Below are 18,758 nucleotides of genomic sequence, written 5' to 3'. Positions count from 1 at the left end.
TGCAGCATTAATTGAGTGAACAGACCTTCCGAGGGGCACGACTTCAATGAAACGTTTATCCATGCTGGCCATGACGGCTCAGCTTGCATTGCTCGGCGCCGCGGGCGCTGCCATGGCGCAGGACGCCGTCGATGTGAGAATTCTCGCGATCAATGATTTTCACGGCAACCTCCTTCCCGCCGGCGGCATCAAGATCCGCGACCCGAAGGATGCGTCCAAGCAGATCACGGTCCCGGCCGGCGGCTCCGAGGCCATGGCGACCCTGGTCAAGCAGCTCAAAAGCGCCAACAAGAACTCTATCTTCGTCGCTGCGGGCGACCTGATCGGCGCAAGCCCGCTTCTGTCGGCTCTGTTCCATGACGAACCGACCGTGGAATCCCTGTCGCTCATGGGCCTCGAGGCATCCGCCGTCGGCAACCATGAGTTCGACGAGGGCAAGGTTGAGCTTCTGCGCATTCAGAACGGCGGCTGCCACCAGCAGGACGGCTGCGCGGGTCCGCGTCCGTTCACCGGAGCCAAGTACAAATATCTGGCGGCCAGCACCATCGACACGGCGACCAACAAGCCTCTTCTGTCACCCTACTACGTCAAGGAATTTGAGGGCGTTCCAGTCGCTTTCATCGGCCTGACCCTGAAGGATACCCCCGGCATCGTCATGCCGTCGGGCGTAGCCGGTCTCAAGTTCGAGGATGAGGCGGCAACCGTGAACGCCCTTGTTCCGGAAATCCGCGCCAAGGGTATCGAGACCATCGCCGTCCTGATCCACGAAGGCGGCTTCCCGACCGGCGATTACAACGAATGCCCCGGCATTTCCGGCCCCATCGTCGATATCGTCAAGAAGCTCGACAAGGCCGTCGACCTCGTCATCAGCGGTCACACGCACAAGGCCTATAACTGTCAGATCGATGGGCGTTTGGTCACGAGCGGCGACAAGTTCGGCTCGGTCGTCACGAATATCGACATCAAGATCGACCGTAAGACCCGCGATCTCATTCAGGCCAAGGCCGACAACGTGATCGTGGATACTGCCGTCTATGCTAAGGATGCCGAGCAGACCAAGCTGATCGAGGAATACCAAAAGGTTGCAGCTCCCCTGGCGAACCGCATCGTCGGACGCTTGAGCGCTGCGCTGACCAAGGACGAAAGCCCCGCCGGCGAAACGACTTTGGGCAGCATCATCGCGGATTCGCAGCTCGCAGCAACCGCAACGGAGCGTGACGGCCGCGCTGTCGTCGCCTTCATGAACCCCGGCGGCGTTCGGACGGATCTTCCCCTGAAGGATGAAGGCAAGGTCACCTATGCCGGACTCTTTGCAGTCCAGCCCTTTGCCAATTCCCTGGTCACCATCGATCTCACCGGCGCGCAGATCAAGACCATGCTGGAGCAGCAATGGATCAACCAGCCCAAGCCTCGCATCCTGCATGTGTCGAAGGGCTTCGCCTATTCCTGGGATAACGCTCGTCCCGTCGGCGACCGCATCCTGCCGGAAAGCATCAAGCTGAACGGCAAGACGCTTGCCATGGAAGAGAGCTACCGCGTCACGATCAACAACTTCCTGTCTGACGGCGGCGACGGGTTCTCCGTTCTCAAACAGGGCAAGAACCCGCTTTACGGCCCATTCGACATCGATGCATTTGCCGCCTATTTCGCCGGTAACAGCCCGATCGAACCCGTGAAGCTGGATCGCATTACGCGTCTCAACTAAACGCAGCCTATTTTGAATGCTCGAAAGCCGGGATGCGAAAGCATCTCGGCTTTTTTCATGGCGATGAGGCTCAGCTCATTGTCGCGCTCACGCCGGTCAAATCACGCGGGCGGCGAGCCGTCTTTGATGGCGCTCTTGATCTGCTGGCGCAGCTCAGGCGTATCTTGATGCTTATGGACAGCGACCGCGTGTTGAACCGCAGCCTCCATGAGCTCACCTTCTGTATCCGCCATAATGGTTATGCTGCATTTCACGTCGCTGGGCATTCCCCGACAATCGATGAACTTTCGTCCCATGGCTTATCTCCATGTTGAACTCGAATGAACGAGCGAGAGAAAACCTTCCGATAAAGCCGATATTGGGGCCAGAACGCCCCACAACAAGTCACCACTACGACACAGGATCATTCAGACATTACAATACAGATCTTGTAATCTTCGAGAGCGATTAGTTCTGCCAGTCGCGCTAGAGATCGAGGCTGTGCAATCCGCCTCACGTGAGACGGTGGGCGCGCTCGAATCCGTGCAAGGCAGCGTCGAAGATCTCTCGTCCGTTGTATCCGCAGCCCCACGGCCGTCGGAGAGCAATTGACGGCTGTGTTGGAAATTGCCCGTAGTGTTACATAGGTGTCGAACGAGGCACAGGCCAGAGCTACCGCCATCCAGATCACGAAGTCGGTCACCGCAAGCTCACTTCAGTCCGCCCATGCCGTCGCGGATCTCTCCGTCGCGCTGGAACGGCAGGCCGAGCGTCTCGGCGCCGAGATCGGGCGCTTTCTGGTCAGGGTCAAAGCGGCCTGAATTCACGTATCCGCTGTGATAAGGAACAGTAGGTTCCCTACCCTACCGAGGACAATCCCGTGACCGACATCACCCGCATCGGCGTCGCTGCCCGCTACAGCGATCTCGTGATCCATAACGGCGTGGCCTATTTTTCAGGCTACGTTCCCGAGACCACACTCGGCCAATCCGTGGCCGCGCAAACGACCGATATTCTCGATCAGATTGCACAATCCCTGAACGAAATCGGCAGCGACAAGTCGAAGATCTTGCGCGCGACGATCTGGCTGACGGACATGAGCTCCTACGCCGAGATGAACGCAGTTTGGGATCAATGGGTCGTGCCAGGCCACACGCCCGCTCGCGCTTGCGTGGAATCGAAACTCGCGAACCCGCAATACGCGCTGGAGATCCAGATCACTGCTGCGGTTTAGATAATCAGCGCGAAAACCTTTGGGGCGAATAGGGCGCGAGATCGATAGGGCCGGAGCGCCCGACAACGATGGCGGCGATCATATCCGCCGTCACAGCCGATTGCGTGAGGCCGTAATGGCCGTGGCCGAAGGCATACACGATGCGCTCGTCCCGCGTTGCCGTCCCTATTACGGGCAATGAATCGGGGATGGACGGGCGAAAGCCCATCCAACGTCTGGCCGGTTGGCCGACGTCGAAATGCGGCAGAAAGTGCTTCAGCTTCTCGACCATAGCCTCCGTGCGCCGATGATTGGGCGCGGCCTCGAGTCCGGCAAATTCCACCGCGCCGCCGACCCGATCCCCGGTATCGAGCGGCGTCGTCACGAACCCGTCGCCTTGATAGCCGACGGGGCGATTGAGACCGAGGCTGCCGGGCGCGAAAGTGGCGTTGTAGCCACGCTCCGTATCAAGCGGAATGCCGTCGCCGAACTGCTTCGCGAGCGCTCGCGACCACGCTCCCGCCGAGAGGATCACCCGGTCGGCCTGGATTTGCCGCGAGGCATTGTCGGTTCTGAGGCGAACGGAGGCGTCCCCTGCTTCGATGGCAATCACGTCTTCGGAGACATGCTCCGCCCCGCGCTGGATCGCGAGATCGAAGAGGACCGAGGCGAGGTTCGCCGGATCGGAGACATGGCAGGCATCCGGATAGAGAACCGCCGCCGCGACATTCTGCAAAGCCGGTTCGAGCGTCTTGAGATCGGATGGATCGAGCGTCTCGACAGCCATGCCATAGCCGCGCTGCCGTTCCAGGAAGCTCGCCTCGGCAAGAAAGGCATTGCGATCTCGCCACACGGAAAGAACCCCGTGCTCACGTAAATGATGCTGGAGACCCAGCGCATCGAGACGCTTCTGCCATGCGGGCAAGGCCTGCGCATTGATGGCGCGGATCGCCTCGATGCCGGCTTCGATCCGGCCGGGCGTCGCGGCAAGGAAGAAACGCATCAGCCATGGCGCGATCTGTGGCAGATAAGCGGGCCTCACGGTGAGCGGCCCGAGCGGATCCAGCAACCAGCGCGGCAGATTGCGCCACACCTTCGGCGAGGCGAGCGGCAGGATATCAGTATGAGCGATCCAGCCCGCATTGCCATTCGAGGGTCGCCCATCCCACCCGAGGGCATCGATCAGGATCACCTGATGCCCTTCATCGAGCAGTGCATGCGCCACGTTCACGCCGACAATGCCCGCCCCGACAATCGCTATCCGCATGGCGCTCTCCGCTACGGCCTCAGGAGGCCTTGTCGACCACCTGGAAGCCGAGCGCGAAGGGGTCGCGGTCGTCGATGAAGATGGTGTTGAAGCCCGTCACTCGCGCCCAGCCTTCGATGGACGGAATGATCGCATCGCGGTCGCCGACCTTGGCGCGCCCCTCGATGCGCCCGATAAATTTCGAGCCGATGATGCTCTCATGGACGAACTCGTCGCCCTCCTTGAGCTTGCTCTTGGCCGCAAGCTGCGCCATGCGGGCCGACGTACCGGTGCCGCAAGGCGAACGGTCGATGGCCTTGTCGCCATAGAACACCGCGTTGCGCGCCGTGCCGCCTTCGGTCCGCGGCCTGCCGGTCCACAAGGCGTGTGTGAGCTTGTTGATCTCCGGGTTCCCCGGATGCGCGATTTTATGGCGCTTGTTGAACGCCTCACGCAGCTTCGGGCTCCAGCGTAGAATGTCGGACGGATTGACGTCGGCGAGATCCGAATAAAGCGCTTGCGGCTCGACGATGGCATAGAAATTGCCGCCATAGGCGACATCCACCTTCAAAGTGCCGAGCCCTTCCACATCCACTTCGTAATCGGTGCCATAGAGGAATGACGGAATGTTGGTGATGCGCACCTTCTCGATGAAAGGCCCATTCTGCTCGTAACGCGCCTCGATGACACCGGCGGGCGTATCGAGTCTCAGAAGACCGGGTGTTTTGGGATGGATCAGGCCGTTTTCAAGCGCGATTGTCACCGTGCCGATGGTGCCGTGCCCGCACATGGGAAGACAGCCGGAGGTCTCGATGAAGAGAATGCCCACGTCACAGTCGGGGCGGGTCGGCGGGTAGAGAATGGAGCCGGACATCATGTCGTGCCCGCGCGGCTCGAACATCAGGCCCGTGCGGATCCAATCGTATTCCGCCAGAAAGTGCTGGCGGCGCTCGAACATCGTCTCGCCCTTGAGCTGCGGAATGCTCCCGCCGCCGACGACCCGCACGGGATTGCCGCAGGTGTGGCCGTCGATGCAAAAAAACGTATGGCGCGCCATGTCTTCGCCCGGTGCTTTCGATTTTCGATGAAGTGCAGAAGAAAGGAAGCGGCGCTTCACGCAAGCGCCGCCTTACAGAAAGTCAGGCCGCGCTCTTCAGGCCCACATCAGGGAGAACCGGCCGATTCTTCAGCGCCTCCGCCATGATCTTCTCCACATAGGCACGCTCGTGCGCCTCAAGCGCCAGACGCGGCGGGCGAGTGAGATCGGAGCCGCGCCCCATGATCTTCTCGCAGAGCTTGATGCATTGCACGAGATCCGGGCGGGCATCGAGATGCAACAACGGCATGAACCATTCATAGAGCTTGCGTGCTTCGGCGAAGCGGCCTGCCTTTGCAAGACGGAACAGGGTCTCACCTTCGCGCGGGAAGGCGTTGGACATACCGGAAATCCACCCAGCGGCGCCGAGCATCACGCTCTCCACCACTACATCGTCGAGACCGGCGAACAGCACGAAACGGTCGCCCACCATGTTCTTCACATCGGTGAAGCGGCGGGTGTCGCCGGAGGAATCCTTGAAGCAGACGACGGTGTCGCAATCCGCGAGCGATGCGAGAATTTCAGGCGTCACGTCGTTCTTGTAGATCGGAGGGTTGTTGTAGACCATGATCGGGAGGTCGGTGGCTTTCGCGACACCACGGAAATGAGCAGCGGTCTCGTGCGGCTTCGATGAATAGACCAGAGCCGGCATGACCATGATGCCGTCGATCCCGACCCGCGCCGCATCCTTGGCGACCTCGGACGCAAATGCGGTGGTGAATTCCGCAACACCTGCGACGACCGGAACCCGGCCGCGTGCCACATCCTTCGCCGCCTCCATGACCGAGATCTTCTCGGAGCGTGACAACGAGCAGTTCTCGCCCACCGTCCCGCAGATCACGAGACCGGAAACGCCGTCCCGGATCAGACCCTCGAGGACGCCGCGAGTGGCGTCGATATCCAGGTCGAAATTGGGTTTGAACTGCGTCGTGACCGCCGGGAAGACCCCTTCCCATCCGATTGCCGGTGCCATTGGGCCATGCTCCTTCGCATCGATTGCCATGCGTTAATGTAGATTGTATAAAATCTACGATGTCAATCCATGCTGCACCTGATCGTGCTATGGAGAGCATTCGCCACTCTGATGTCTTAGCGAACCATGGAACTCAAGACTGTCCCTGCCCGCCCCGCGACCAAGACGATAAAGCACCGCACCATCTCGGCTGCGGTGGCCGAAGCGTTGCGGCAGCAGATTCTCAGCGGCGAGTTCGCGGCAGGCTTCCAGTTGCGCCAGGACGCCCTGGCCGAGGAATTCGGCGTCAGCCGCATCCCGGTCCGCGAGGCCCTGATGCAACTCGAAGCCGAGGGGTTGGTCAAAATCGAGCCGCACAAGGGCGCCATCGTCTCGGAGCTCTCGACCGCCGAGATTGAGGAGCTTTTCGAGCTTCGCGCCTTGCTCGAACCGCGCCTTCTGAAGGAATCCGCCCCCCGCCTGACGAAGGACGACTATGCGAGGCTCAACGGCATCCTGGAGGAATACAGTGCGGAATTACGCGCCGAGCATGTGGGCCGCTGGGGAGAACTCAACACCGAGTTCCACATGCTGCTCTATCGCCACGCCGCCCAACCTCGCTCGCTCGCTATCGTCGCCAATTTGCTACAGGAATGCGACCGGCACACGCGGATTCAACTCTCGTTGACCGGCGGAATGGAGCGCGCAGAAGAGGAGCATGCGGAGCTTGTGCGGCTTTGTGCCGATGGCAAGATCGGCGCGGCCTGCACTCTTCTGAAAGCCCATGTGGAGCATGTCGGCAAATCGCTACGCGACTTTCTCCAGAAGCGGCAGAAGGCCTGACCGCTAAATTTGGGTGAGCACACCGCCAATTCTGAAGGGCTTGCCCGTAGGGGCATCTCCGGCCTAGGTGATAGGGATCAGATCTGGAGACGCACGAAATGTCCTACGTTGCGGATGGCGACCGTTACACGCGCATGACCTATCGCCGCTCGGGACGCAGCGGACTCACGCTGCCGGCGATCTCCCTAGGGCTCTGGCAGAATTTCGGTAGCGTCGATGTGTTCGAGACAGGCCGCGCCATTCTGCGTCACGCCTTCGACCGGGGCGTCACTCATTTCGATCTCGCAAACAATTACGGCCCGATTCCAGGCTCCGCCGAAGAGAATTTCGGGCGCGTTCTGACAGCCGATTTCAAGCCCTATCGCGATGAGATGATCATTTCGACCAAGGCCGGCTACCGCATGTGGCCGGGGCCTTACGGCGAATGGGGCTCGCGCAAGTCGCTCCTCGCCAGCCTCGACCAGAGTCTCAAGCGGATGGGGCTCGATTATGTGGATATCTTCTACTCGCACCGGGTCGATCCGGAGACCCCGCTGGAAGAGACCATGGGTGCGCTCGATACAGCCGTGCGGCAGGGCAAGGCGCTCTATGTCGGCATCTCATCCTACTCGCCCGAAATGACCCGCAGGGCAACGCAGATCCTGAAGGATCTCGGCACGCCCTGCCTTATCCACCAGCCGTCCTATTCCATGCTCAATCGCTGGATCGAAGACGGGTTGCTCGACACGCTCGAAGAGCTGGGCCTGGGCTGCATCGCCTTCTCGCCTCTGGCGCAAGGCATGTTGACGATGAAATACATCGAAGGCGTTCCCGAAGGCTCACGCGCCTCGAAGGGCGGCTCGCTTTCCGAGCGGTTCCTGACCCCTGAGAATATCGAGCGGATCAGGGCTCTGCACCACATCGCAGTGCGGCGTGGACAATCTCTGGCTCAGATGGCGATTGCCTGGGTCTTGCGCGATCCGAAGGTGACATCGGCACTGATCGGCGCGCGAACCGTCGAACAGCTCGACGACTCGCTCGCAGCGCTCGATCGCCTCGACTTCACCCCAGAGGAACTGGCCGAGATCGAGCACTACGCCACCGATGGTGGAATCGATCTCTGGCGTAAGTCGGCACAACAGCGCTGAGCCGACCTCACCGGGAGCGCTGCAGCTTCTCGAAACGCTTGATCACGCGCTCGCGTTTCAAGCGCGAGAGGCGGTCGATCCAGAAGACGCCATCGAGTTGGTCGATTTCGTGCAGGAGACATACGGCGAGGAGGCCATCCGCCTCCTCTTCCCGCTCCACGCCATCGAGCCCGCGATAGCGCACTCGCACACGCGCGGAGCGCTCGATCTCCTCCGTCACGCCGGGCATGGAAACGCTGCCCTCCGTATGACGCGCCACCTCCGGCGAAATCCAGACGATCACCGGGTCGACATAGACCTGCAAGGGGCCACCGGGCTCGAGCTTGATCGCCACGAGACGCTTCAGGATTCCCACATGCGGGGCGGTAATGCCGATGCCGGGTGCAGCCGCCATCGTCTCTTCGAGATCGCGCGCCAGTACGCGGATTTCGTCACTGATGTCACCGACAGATTCTGCCTTCTGACGCAAGCGTGGATCGGGATAACGGACGATCTGGCGCAGCGCCATGGATACTCTCCAAATTATTTGTAACGGCCTTGGCTCTTCATAACCTCGATCCTGTAGCCGTCAGGATCATGTACGAAGAAGTACCGCGCGAGCGGTTGCCCGTCATACATGAAATCCTTCACCGGCGTCGGCGAAAAACCGAGCATTTCGAACCGCCGTTGCTCTGCATCTGGATCACCGACCGCAAAAGCGACATGCCCATGGCCATCACCAAGAAGATAGGGTTCTTTGCGACCATGATTGATGGTCAGCTCCAGTTCGAAATCAGTTTCCACGTTTCGCAAATAAACCAGCGTGAAACCGTCAAAAACAAAGCGATCGGCAATTTTCAGCCCGAATGCCTTGTCATAGAATTCGACGGACCTCGCTTCGTTCAACACGCGGATCTTGGAATGGATCGCTTTGGCCATGGCTCGTCACCTTGCTGAGTGAATATGCTCCATGAGACGCGAGTACTAGAATAGAGCGGAAATGCCGAAGGCCTTAGCCAGCAATCCATAAGAGCGCTTGCGCGCCTCGTGATCGTGGATAGCCGAGGTGATCATGAGTTCATCGGCCTTCGTGACTTCCGCGAGCTCCTGCAACCGCGTGCGCACCATGTCCGGGGAGCCGACGAAAAGCCGCGTGCGATTGCGGCGGATCATCTCTCGGTCGGCGGGGGTATAGGGATAGGCGAGCGCTTCTTCCGGGCTCGGCAGCGGCCCGAATTCTCCACGCATCCGGCGCAGGAAATTCAGATCGGCCCCCGACGCGAGGCGTTCAGCCTCCTCTTCCGTCTCGGCGCAGATCGCCGCGACACCGAGAATCGCATGAGGCTTGTCACGCCAGCGCGAGGGCCTGAATTCGTTGCGATAGCTCAGCATGGCATCGGTTGCATCGTGGTTCGCGAAATGGTGTGCGAAAGCGAAACCCATGCCGAGCCGCGCGGAGAGGTGCGCGCTGTAATCACTCGATCCCAAAAGCCAGATCGGCGGCAGCGAAACGCCGGAGGGCATGATTTCCACACGGCTGAATGGATGCGTCTCGGGAAATTCACGCGTCTCCCACAGGATCAATTCCTGCAAACGCTCCATAAAGTCGTCGCGGCCCGGCTCCTCCTGCCGTTGACGCAATGCGTAGGTCGTCACGGGATCGGTGCCTGGAGCGCGCCCGAGGCCAAGATCGATACGGTCGGGAAAAAGCGCTTCAAGAGTCTTGAACCGCTCGGCTACCATCAATGGAGCATGGTTGGGCAACATGACCCCACCGGAGCCGACACGAATATGTTTCGTCACCGCAGCAATCTGCCCAATCATGATCTCGGGCGAACTGCTGGCGATGGACGGCAAGTTATGGTGTTCGGCGACCCAATAGCGCGTGTAGCCGAGTGCATCCGCGTGGCGCGACAAGTCGAGCGTATTCGCCAATGCGGCCGATGGCGTCGAGCCGGATGTGACGAAGGAAAGATCGAGAACGGATATCGGCAGCATGGGAGGGTCTCACGAAGAGCTCGGAAGGGCGTATTCGCGAAGATAGGGTGTGCGTTGCAGAAATCACACCTCACTTGAGGAATGCCAGATCTGCTACAGATCGGCTCTGACTCTAAACTTCGCATGATCCGGACGAACAACCGTCGCCATTGTTCCGATCATGCTCTCAGGGAGATCGCCATGTCCACGCGTCGTCAACTCGGCCGTTCGAGCCTTTCCGTTTCAACGCTTTGCCTCGGCACCAACGTCTTCGGCTGGAGTGTGGATGAAACGACTTCGTTCAAACTGCTTGATGCCTTCTTGGACGCTGATCTGAATTTCATCGATACCGCCGACGTTTATTCGACTTGGGTTCCCGGTAACAAAGGCGGCGAGTCGGAGACCATCATCGGCAGATGGATGAAAGCACGCGGCAACCGGGACAAGGTGATCGTCGCGACCAAGGTCGGCTCGGAAATGAGGCCGGACAAGAAGGGCCTGTCGAAGGCCTATATCCGGGCCGCCGTCGACGATTCTCTCAAGCGCCTTCAGACAGATTACATCGACCTTTATCAATCGCACCGGGACGATGTGGAGACGCCGCAGGAAGAGACACTGAACGCCTATGCGGAACTGATCAGGGAAGGCAAAGTGCGCGCCATCGGCGCATCGAACTTCACGGCCGCTCGCCTGAAGGAAGCACTCGACATCAGCGCCAAAGCCGGATTGCCGCGCTATGAGAGCCTGCAGCCGCTCTACAATCTCTACGATCGTGCCGAATTCGAGGCTGGTCCCGGGCCGCTCTGCCTTGAAAACAACGTCGGCGTCATTTCCTATTACGGTCTCGCCAGCGGCTTCCTGACGGGGAAATATCGCTCGGAAAAGGATTTCGGCAAAAGCGCCGCCCGTGGCGACAGGATGGCGAAGTATCTCGACCCGCGTGGCCTGCGCATTCTGGCCGCGCTGGATGAAATTGCTGCCGAATACAAAGCAAATCCCGCGCAGGTCGCCCTAGCATGGCTGATCGCGCGGCCGGGCATCACGGCTCCGATTGCAAGTGCAACGAGCCTCACCCAACTCGATGATCTCATCGCGGCGACGCGGCTGAGTTTGAAAGCTGACGACATCGAGAAGCTCAACCGGGTGTCAACCCTCTAAAGCACGGCGGGGCCTCACAAAGGCCCCGCTGTCAGACAAACTAGTTCTTTGAATTGCTAGCCTTTTTTGGGATCTTGCATGGGTTTTCCAGGTTGGCGCTGTTCACCCTGGCGCTGCTCGCCTTGGCGTTGCGGCATGTCTTGCTCGCGTTGATCGGGTTTCTTCGGAGCCCGCGGGTCGTCTTTCTGATGAGGCATCGTCTTTCCCTTCAAAGGTTTGGGCTTTTCACCCGGGGGGAACAACACCTTGTGCTTCAGACGGTTCGAGCGTGGCGATAAATTCACATGGCTGCCATTCCTTTGCGCGGATAGAACAACCCTCATTTCCGGTTACCCTCGTGTCTCAACATAATCCAGGTAACCCCATGACCGCGAATGCCGATGTTCTCTTTCAGCCTTACCAGCTTGGCGATCTGACCCTCCCCAACAGGCTCGTTATGGCTCCGCTGACCCGCAATCGCGCCAAGCCGGGTCCCCTTGCACCTTATGCGTTGCATGCCGAATATTACGCGCAGCGCGCGAGTGCCGGTCTTCTGATTTCAGAAGGAACGCAGATCTCACGCCAAGGCCAAGGCTATATTAACACACCCGGAATTTACTCTCCCGAGCAGGTGACGGGCTGGCGTGAGGTGACAGACGCCGTGCATAAGGCCGGTGGGCGTATTTTCGCTCAACTTTGGCATGTGGGCCGCGTTTCCCACGTGTCTCTCCAAGAGAACGGTGCGTCTCCAGTCGGTCCATCGGCCATTTCCGCCAAGACCAAGACGTTTCTGGAAAACGGGTTTGCGGATGTCTCCGCCCCACGCGCGCTCGAACTGAGTGAGATCAAGCAGATTCTGCGCGACTACGAGAATGCTGCGCGCAACGCTAAGGAGGCCGGCTTCGACGGTATCGAACTTCACGGCGCCAATGGCTACCTGCTCGACCAGTTCATGAAGGATGGCTCGAACAAGCGCACGGACGCTTATGGTGGCTCCATCGAAAACCGGGCCCGTTTGACGGTAGAGGCTCTGGAAGCAGCGTTGAAAGTCTGGGACAAGAACCGCGTCGGCATTCGCCTCGCGCCCGCCGGAGTGAATGATGCAGCTGACTCCAATCCGCAAGCTCTGTTCAGCCATGTGGTCAAAAGGCTCGATGCGCTCGGGATCGGATTCATTCACGTGATCGAGGGCGCGACAGGCGGCGCACGTGATGCCGTGGATGTCGATTATGTAGCCCTGCGCGAGGCGTTCGGTGGCACGTATATCGCCAATAACGGCTACAATCGCGATATGGCGGTCGAAGCCGTCGCCAACGGGCACGCGGATCTTGTGGCGTTCGGACGCCTCTACCTTTCGAATCCCGATCTTGCCGAGCGCTTCCGGCGGAATGCACCGTTGAACGAGCCGAATCGGGCCACGTTCTATGGCGGAGGCGCGGAAGGCTACACGGATTATCCGTTCCTTGAGAACGTGAACGCGACGGCCTGAGACCGCCCGACACGTTAGAACCTGATCATGCTCTAACGACGCCAGACCCTCAAGCTCACCGGCCCGCTCTCGTCTATGACTTGTCGCGGACCGGAGTTCAGGCCGCGCTTCGCCAGAACTTCCTCGGCCGCCTCGCCCCTTTCGCAGGCTGAGAACAACGCCACGCCTCGCGGAATGCGTACGCCTTCCGCGCGCGTGAGGTGAAACGCGTCGTATCCGATGTCGAGGAAGAGGTCGAAGACCCGTCGCCCACCGGGAACAGCGATGCGCCCGCCTTCGGGCAACACGGCATCGATAGCATCCGCCCACGACATCATGGCTGGATTCCACCACCACGCGTCCTCACGGCGCTCAAGACCCAATGCGGATGAGGACAGCACCATCCGCAATCGCCTCTTCGGATTGCGATTCGCCTCGTGACCGAGCCGCCCCAGCACCGTCAGGGCCGAACGGTCGAGTTCAGCCTGAAAATACGCCCAGTCAGCATCGTTGCGAAGGGAGTCGGGCGTCGCGCCGGACGCATCCGCGATGCGATCGTCGTCCGACACGATGGCGTAGCCATGGATCTCGATAGTCTTCATCCGGCAAATCTTTCTCTACTGAGAAATTGTCAGTCGATGCCGGAGGTTCGTATCGCGACTATTCGTTCGGCGTCGAGTGATGATAATACCCGACCCAAGGCCTCTTGCCAGTCGCCGACAGACATCCGATGAACGGGACAGTCACCAAGCCGGAGTCGCGCGATGCGGATCGCCACATGGAACGTCAATTCGATCAAGCAGCGCCTTGAGCATCTGGCCCAATTGGTCAAAAGCACTGACTTGGATGTCCTGTGCCTCCAGGAGCTGAAATGCGTGGACGAGGCTTTTCCACGTTCCGAGATAGAAGCGCTCGGCTACCACGTCACGACACTCGGCCAGAAGGCCTATAACGGCGTCGCAATCCTCTCCAAGCGCCCGCTGGAAGATGTGCGCCGGGGTCTGCCCGGAGACGAGGCCGATGAGCAGGCACGCTATCTGGAAGGGGTGATTTCGACAGGATCGGGTGTGGTGCGCGTCGCCTCGATCTACCTGCCGAATGGCAATCCCATCGGCACACCGAAATTCGACTACAAGCTCGCGTGGATGGATCGCCTGATCCGCCACGCCAACAATCTGCTTCCGCTGGAAGAACCACTCGTTCTATGTGGCGATTACAACGTGATCCCGGAGGCTAAAGATGCTGCCGATCCGGCCGCCTGGGTCAACGACGCTCTCTTCCAGCTGGAGAGCCGCGCGAAGTTCCGCACGCTGCTCAATCTCGGTTTCACGGACGCCTTGCGCGCCTGCAACGATCAGCCGGGCCTCTATACTTTCTGGGATTATCAAGCCGGTGCGTTCCAGCGGAACAACGGCATCCGCATCGACCATTTGTTGCTTTCAGGCCAGGCTACCGACCGTTTGCGAAACGCCGTGATCCGCAAGGAAACACGCAGCTGGGAGAAGCCGTCGGACCATGTGCCCGTGATGATCGATCTCGATCTGGATTGAGACCCGACGGCCCTTCAAATACGAGCCGCGCACGGGGCCCTCAGCGACGGCTCTGCATGTGCTGTTCGAGAAGCGTCAGTGCGAACTTGCGGTCATTCTCACCCGCCGCCTCGAAGGCCTTCTCGTAAAGCTCCGAGATCCAGGCTTCCTTAACCGGATCTGAAGATTCACGCGCCAACGTCAGCCACATCAGACCGCGCGCCCTCTGGCGCGGAACGCCCTGCCCGTTGATGAGAAGGTGGCCGAGAAGAGCCTGCGAGGCGTGGTGGCCCTTCTCCGCGGCGAGGTTGAACCAGCGCGCCGCCAAGCGCTCATCCTTCCCGACGCCAGTACCTTCCATATAAAGGCGAGCGAGATTGTACTGCGCGTTCGGGTCGCTGAAATACGATGCAGCGTAGTGGAACATCTCGACCGCGCGCCCCGGATTGGACGCGACATAGCTGTCCTTGATGCCATCGAGGAAGTATGTGCCGATGGCGACGAACGCGCTGGCGACTACGGAAGCATTCGGCGAATCCGGGCTCTCGTCCGCGTTCTGGTCGGCGAGCTTGGAGAAATATTCGAAGGCCTTCAGATCGTCGTGCTGAACGCCGTCGCCGTCCGCATACATGCGCCCGAGTTTCCAGAGCGCCAAGGTGTGCCCCTGCCCTGCCGCGTATTCCAACGCTTGGGCCGCACCGCGCTTGTCGCCGGCATAATAGTCGCGAACGCCGTCGCGAACGGCCTGACCTGCAGAACTGTACTTCGTCGCGGGCGCGAGCGGTTGCGGACGTGGGGCCGCATCGAGCGCGAAGGCCGCGCCTGCGCCGAAGAGAGACCCGCCAAGGGCGAATGCAATAAGGCTAGACGTCCGCATAGGTTTCTTTTTCTGCCGATCCGCCCGGATGGGTCACGGCCCCATCACGCGCGGCACCAACGGTTTGCGCATATTTCCAGAGGTAGCCTGAGGTCGCGTTCGTCTCTCGCGGCTTCCATTCGGCACGGCGTCGCGCCAGTTCTTCGTCCGACAACTCCACATCGATCGAGCCCTCGATGGCATCGAGCACGATGATGTCGCCATCCTTCAACAATCCGATTGGTCCGCCCAAAGCGGCTTCCGGCCCCACATGGCCGATGCAGAAGCCGCGCGTCGCACCGGAAAAGCGTCCGTCCGTGATCAGGGCTACCTTGTCGCCCATGCCCTGGCCATAAAGCGCAGCGGTCGTCGCCAGCATCTCGCGCATCCCGGGTCCGCCGCGCGGCCCCTCGTAGCGGATCACCAGAACCTCGCCCTCTTTATATCGGCGCGCGGCCACGGCTTCGAAACAAGCTTCCTCACCGTCGAACACACGGGCCGGGCCACGGAACACCTGCTTATCGACAGGCATGCCGGCGACTTTCACAATCGCGCCTTCGGGGGCGAGATTGCCCTTCAACCCCACGACGCCGCCGGTCGGCGTGATCGGGTTGTCGGCGGGGCGTACCACGTCCTGGTGGTCGTTCCATTTCACCGAAGCGAGGTTATCGGCGATGGTGCGGCCGGTCACGGTAAGGCAATCGCCGTGCATGAAGCCGTGATCGAGCAAAGTCTTCATAAGCAGCGGAATGCCGCCGACCTCGAACATGTCCTTGGCGACATAGCGCCCACCCGGTTTCAGATCGGCGATGTAAGGCGTACGCCGAAAAATTTCGGCGACGTCGAACAGATCGAACTTGATACCGCATTCATGGGCGATGGCCGGCAGGTGCAGCGCCGCATTGGTCGAACCGCCGGAGGCCGCAACTACCGTCGCGGCATTCTCCAGCGCTTTACGGGTTACGATATCGCGCGGGCGGATGTTCCTGGCGATGAGCTCCATCACCATCTCGCCCGCGAGATGGCAGAAGTGATCGCGGATTTCGTACGGCGCAGGCGCGCCTGCCGAATAGGGCAGCGCGAGACCGATGGCCTCTGACACGGTGGCCATGGTGTTGGCGGTGAACTGCGCGCCACAAGCACCCGCCGAGGGGCATGCGACCTGCTCCAGTTCGGAAAGATCCTCGTCCGACATCTGGCCGACGGAATGCTTGCCGACCGCCTCGAAGAGGTCCTGCACCGTGACCTGCTGCCCGCGGAAAGAACCGGGCAGGATCGAGCCGCCATAGATGAAAATCGACGGCACGTTGAGGCGCACCATCGCCATCATCATGCCGGGCAGAGATTTATCGCAGCCGGCCATGCCGACGAGGGCATCGTAGGAGTGGCCGCGCATGGTCAGCTCGACCGAATCCGCGATGACCTCGCGGGACGGGAGCGAGGACTTCATGCCCTGGTGACCCATGGCAATGCCGTCTGTGACCGTAATCGTACAGAACTCGCGCGGTGTCCCGTGAGCGGCCGCAACACCCTTCTTCACGGCCTGGGCCTGGCGCATCAGAGAGATGTTGCAGGGCGCGGCTTCGTTCCAGCAGGTGGCGACGCCCACGAGCGGCTGTGCGATCTGCTGCGTGGTCAGCCCCATGGCATAAAGGTAGGAGCGATGCGGCGCGCGCGCCGGCCCTTCCGTCACATGACGGCTAGGCAGTCTCGACTTGTCGATCCGGCGCGCGTCCATGGACGTGATTTTCCCCTCCAACCTTCGTTAAAACGCAAAGGTTACGGAACCATCGAGATCTGCCAGCGCCAAGCCCCCAACGCAATGACCCGCCAACACAGTTAAAACAGGCACAAAGGCCTGCACCGCTCGCCGGAATCGCCGCAAAGCGTTGGGTGAGAAGCACTTTAAGGTTCGTTATGAGGTGCTCCCGGTTTATGGCGGGATCGCGGCAGACCTTGGGAGCGAAATCGCCAAAGTAAGGAAGCTTTCACGGTGTTGCGGGCCAGCAACATTTCTGGAGCCCGCCAGACCCGTTAGCCCTCACATCCGGAACACGCCGAACTTCGTCTCGGGCACGGGCGCGTTGAGTGCCGCCGAGAAGGCCAGCGCCAGAACGCGTCGCGTCTCGGAGGGGAGGATGATGCCATCGTCCCAGAGGCGGGCCGTGGCGTGGTACGGGCTGCCCTCCTCCTCGTAATTCTGGCGGATCGGCGCCTTGAAGGCTTCCTCCTCCTCAGCGCTCCAGTTCTTGCCCTCGGCCTCGATATTGTCGCGCCGCACGGTGGCGAGAACGCTCGCCGCCTGCTCGCCCCCCATGACGGAGATGCGCGAGTTCGGCCAGGTGAAGAGGAAGCGCGGAGAATAGGCGCGTCCGCACATGCCATAATTGCCCGCCCCGAAGGAGCCGCCGACGAGCAGTGTCACCTTCGGCACCTGAGCGCAGGCGACCGCTGTCACGAGCTTCGCGCCGTCCTTGGCAATGCCGCCCGCCTCGTATTGGCGGCCGACCATGAAGCCCGAAATGTTCTGCAGGAAGAGCAGCGGGATGCGTCGTTGGCAGCACAATTCGATGAAGTGCGCGCCTTTCAAGGCGCTCTCGGAAAACAGGATGCCGTTATTGCCGATGATGCCGACCGGCATCCCCCAGATCCGCGCGAAACCGGTCACAAGAGTTGTGCCGTAGAGACGCTTGAATTCGTCGAATTCGGAACCGTCGACCAGACGCGCGATCACTTCGCGGATATCGTATTGCTTCTTGAGATCCGTAGGCACGATCGCGTCGAGATCCTCGATCGCATATTTCGGCTCGACCGGCTCCGCGAGATCGATGTCGACGAGCTTGCGGCTGTTCAGCGTCCCGACGATGCGGCGGACGATGGACAGCGCGTGGTAATCGTCGGTCGCATAATGATCCGCGACGCCCGATTGGCGCGCATGAACATCCGCGCCACCAAGATCTTCTGCGGTAACGACCTCGCCGGTTGCCGCCTTCACCAGCGGCGGGCCGCCGAGGAAAATGGTGCCCTGTTTGCGCACAATGACCGTCTCGTCCGACATGGCCGGAACATAAGCGCCGCCCGCTGTGCAGGAGCCCATCACGCAGGCGATCTGTGGGATTCCGAGCGAAGACAAAGTCGCCTGGTTGTAGAAGATCCGTCCGAAATGCTCTTTGTCCGGAAAAACCTCGGTCTGATGCGGCAGGTTCGCACCGCCTGAATCGACGAGGTAGATGCACGGCAGACGGTTCTCGCGGGCAATCTCTTGCGCACGAAGGTGCTTCTTCACCGTCATCGGATAATAGGTGCCACCTTTGATCGTCGAATCGTTACAGACGACCATGACCTCGCGACCTTCGACGCGCCCGATGCCGGTGATCAGCCCGGCTCCGTGAATCGCGTCCTCATACATCCCGTGCGCGGCGAGCGAACCCAGCTCCAGAAACGGCGCGCCGGGATCGAGAAGACGCATCACGCGCTCGCGCGGCAAAAGCTTGCCCCGCGCCAGATGCCGCTCGCGCGCCTTTGCTGGGCCACCTGCGGCGACTTCCGCGCGCTTTGCCTGAAGGTCGTTCGTCAAGGTTGTCCACGAGGCACGATTGGCCTCGGCCGCCTCCGATTTCAGATCGACGGATGTGGCAATCACAGGCACTC

General features: G+C 60.6%; 19 protein-coding genes. 8 read left to right on the top strand and 11 right to left on the bottom strand.

Features of this window, described 5'->3' with window-relative positions; genetic code table 11:
• Window positions 1-46 precede the first annotated feature (46 nt).
• Window positions 47-1,705 (top strand): bifunctional metallophosphatase/5'-nucleotidase, encoded by a 1,659-nt coding sequence (locus AB4072_RS04880; RefSeq protein WP_441965865.1) that lies wholly within the window; start codon window positions 47-49, stop codon window positions 1,703-1,705.
• A gap of 101 nt (window positions 1,706-1,806) precedes the next feature.
• Here the strand turns inward: AB4072_RS04880 and AB4072_RS04875 are convergent, their stop codons facing one another.
• Window positions 1,807-2,001 (bottom strand): DUF1059 domain-containing protein, encoded by a 195-nt coding sequence (locus tag AB4072_RS04875; RefSeq protein ID WP_441965864.1) that lies wholly within the window; start codon window positions 1,999-2,001, stop codon window positions 1,807-1,809.
• A gap of 330 nt (window positions 2,002-2,331) precedes the next feature.
• On the opposite strand from AB4072_RS04875, the gene AB4072_RS04870 reads away from it, so the two are divergent.
• Both AB4072_RS04870 and AB4072_RS04865 read left to right on the top strand, forming a co-directional pair.
• The gene (locus tag AB4072_RS04870) at window positions 2,332-2,505 is read left to right on the top strand and encodes a hypothetical protein (RefSeq protein WP_441965862.1); all 174 of its coding nucleotides are present in this window, start codon (window positions 2,332-2,334) and stop codon (window positions 2,503-2,505) included.
• 59 nt (window positions 2,506-2,564) lie between these two features.
• Window positions 2,565-2,918: a RidA family protein gene (locus tag AB4072_RS04865; protein WP_441965860.1), complete on the top strand. Its 354-nt coding sequence runs from the start codon at window positions 2,565-2,567 to the stop codon at window positions 2,916-2,918.
• Between the two features lie 4 nt (window positions 2,919-2,922).
• Here AB4072_RS04865 and AB4072_RS04860 read toward each other — a convergent pair whose 3' ends face one another.
• The 3 genes from AB4072_RS04860 to AB4072_RS04850 form a co-directional block, all read right to left on the bottom strand.
• Window positions 2,923-4,164, bottom strand: coding sequence for an NAD(P)/FAD-dependent oxidoreductase (locus AB4072_RS04860; protein ID WP_441965859.1), 1,242 nt, complete (start codon window positions 4,162-4,164; stop codon window positions 2,923-2,925).
• A 19-nt stretch (window positions 4,165-4,183) separates the two neighbouring features.
• Entirely contained in the window at window positions 4,184-5,200 is a 1,017-nt protein-coding gene (locus AB4072_RS04855; protein ID WP_441965858.1) for a 4-hydroxyproline epimerase, read from the bottom strand.
• Window positions 5,201-5,282: 82 nt separating this feature from the next.
• Window positions 5,283-6,212 (bottom strand): dihydrodipicolinate synthase family protein, encoded by a 930-nt coding sequence (locus tag AB4072_RS04850; protein ID WP_441965856.1) that lies wholly within the window; start codon window positions 6,210-6,212, stop codon window positions 5,283-5,285.
• A gap of 126 nt (window positions 6,213-6,338) precedes the next feature.
• On the opposite strand from AB4072_RS04850, the gene AB4072_RS04845 reads away from it, so the two are divergent.
• On the top strand, window positions 6,339-7,034 hold the full coding sequence (locus tag AB4072_RS04845) for a GntR family transcriptional regulator (protein ID WP_441965854.1): 696 nt from the start codon (window positions 6,339-6,341) through the stop codon (window positions 7,032-7,034).
• Between the two features lie 98 nt (window positions 7,035-7,132).
• Window positions 7,133-8,161, top strand: a complete 1,029-nt coding sequence (mgrA, locus tag AB4072_RS04840; RefSeq protein ID WP_441965852.1) for an L-glyceraldehyde 3-phosphate reductase — start codon at window positions 7,133-7,135, stop codon at window positions 8,159-8,161.
• Window positions 8,162-8,168: 7 nt separating this feature from the next.
• Here mgrA and AB4072_RS04835 read toward each other — a convergent pair whose 3' ends face one another.
• Genes AB4072_RS04835 through AB4072_RS04825 form a run of 3 tightly spaced genes read right to left on the bottom strand, consistent with a single transcriptional unit; the run spans window position 8,169 to window position 10,138 of the window.
• Window positions 8,169-8,669 carry a peptide deformylase gene (locus tag AB4072_RS04835; protein ID WP_441965851.1) on the bottom strand — a complete coding sequence of 167 codons (501 nt, stop codon included), beginning with the start codon at window positions 8,667-8,669 and terminating at the stop codon, window positions 8,169-8,171.
• A 14-nt stretch (window positions 8,670-8,683) separates the two neighbouring features.
• On the bottom strand, window positions 8,684-9,079 hold the full coding sequence (locus AB4072_RS04830; RefSeq protein WP_441965849.1) for a VOC family protein: 396 nt from the start codon (window positions 9,077-9,079) through the stop codon (window positions 8,684-8,686).
• Window positions 9,080-9,124: 45 nt separating this feature from the next.
• Window positions 9,125-10,138: an LLM class flavin-dependent oxidoreductase gene (locus AB4072_RS04825; RefSeq protein ID WP_441965847.1), complete on the bottom strand. Its 1,014-nt coding sequence runs from the start codon at window positions 10,136-10,138 to the stop codon at window positions 9,125-9,127.
• A 180-nt stretch (window positions 10,139-10,318) separates the two neighbouring features.
• Here AB4072_RS04825 and AB4072_RS04820 point away from each other — a divergent pair, with 180 nt between their 5' ends.
• A complete protein-coding gene (locus tag AB4072_RS04820) occupies window positions 10,319-11,275 on the top strand; it encodes an aldo/keto reductase (protein ID WP_441965846.1) in 957 nt (318 codons plus the stop codon).
• 364 nt (window positions 11,276-11,639) lie between these two features.
• Complete coding sequence (locus AB4072_RS04815; protein WP_441965844.1) at window positions 11,640-12,743, top strand: alkene reductase; 1,104 nt, start codon at window positions 11,640-11,642, stop codon at window positions 12,741-12,743.
• A gap of 32 nt (window positions 12,744-12,775) precedes the next feature.
• Here the strand turns inward: AB4072_RS04815 and AB4072_RS04810 are convergent, their stop codons facing one another.
• Window positions 12,776-13,324 (bottom strand): hypothetical protein, encoded by a 549-nt coding sequence (locus tag AB4072_RS04810; RefSeq protein WP_441965842.1) that lies wholly within the window; start codon window positions 13,322-13,324, stop codon window positions 12,776-12,778.
• Between the two features lie 162 nt (window positions 13,325-13,486).
• Here AB4072_RS04810 and xth point away from each other — a divergent pair, with 162 nt between their 5' ends.
• A complete protein-coding gene (xth, locus tag AB4072_RS04805) occupies window positions 13,487-14,272 on the top strand; it encodes an exodeoxyribonuclease III (RefSeq protein WP_441965840.1) in 786 nt (261 codons plus the stop codon).
• A 40-nt stretch (window positions 14,273-14,312) separates the two neighbouring features.
• On the opposite strand, the gene AB4072_RS04800 is transcribed toward xth, so the two are convergent.
• The 3 genes from AB4072_RS04800 to AB4072_RS04790 form a co-directional block, all read right to left on the bottom strand.
• Window positions 14,313-15,128 carry a tetratricopeptide repeat protein gene (locus AB4072_RS04800; RefSeq protein ID WP_441965838.1) on the bottom strand — a complete coding sequence of 272 codons (816 nt, stop codon included), beginning with the start codon at window positions 15,126-15,128 and terminating at the stop codon, window positions 14,313-14,315.
• Window positions 15,115-16,845, bottom strand: a complete 1,731-nt coding sequence (ilvD, locus tag AB4072_RS04795) for a dihydroxy-acid dehydratase (protein ID WP_441965836.1) — start codon at window positions 16,843-16,845, stop codon at window positions 15,115-15,117. The genes AB4072_RS04800 and ilvD overlap by 14 nt, the downstream gene beginning before the upstream one ends.
• A gap of 303 nt (window positions 16,846-17,148) precedes the next feature.
• Window positions 17,149-18,756: a carboxyl transferase domain-containing protein gene (locus tag AB4072_RS04790; protein WP_441965834.1), complete on the bottom strand. Its 1,608-nt coding sequence runs from the start codon at window positions 18,754-18,756 to the stop codon at window positions 17,149-17,151.
• Window positions 18,757-18,758: the final 2 nt, after the last annotated feature.

The sequence above is a fragment of the Microvirga sp. 2MCAF38 genome (assembly GCF_052115485.1).
Lineage (GTDB): Bacteria > Pseudomonadota > Alphaproteobacteria > Rhizobiales > Beijerinckiaceae > Microvirga.
This window is presented reverse-complemented; position numbering and strand designations above follow the sequence as displayed.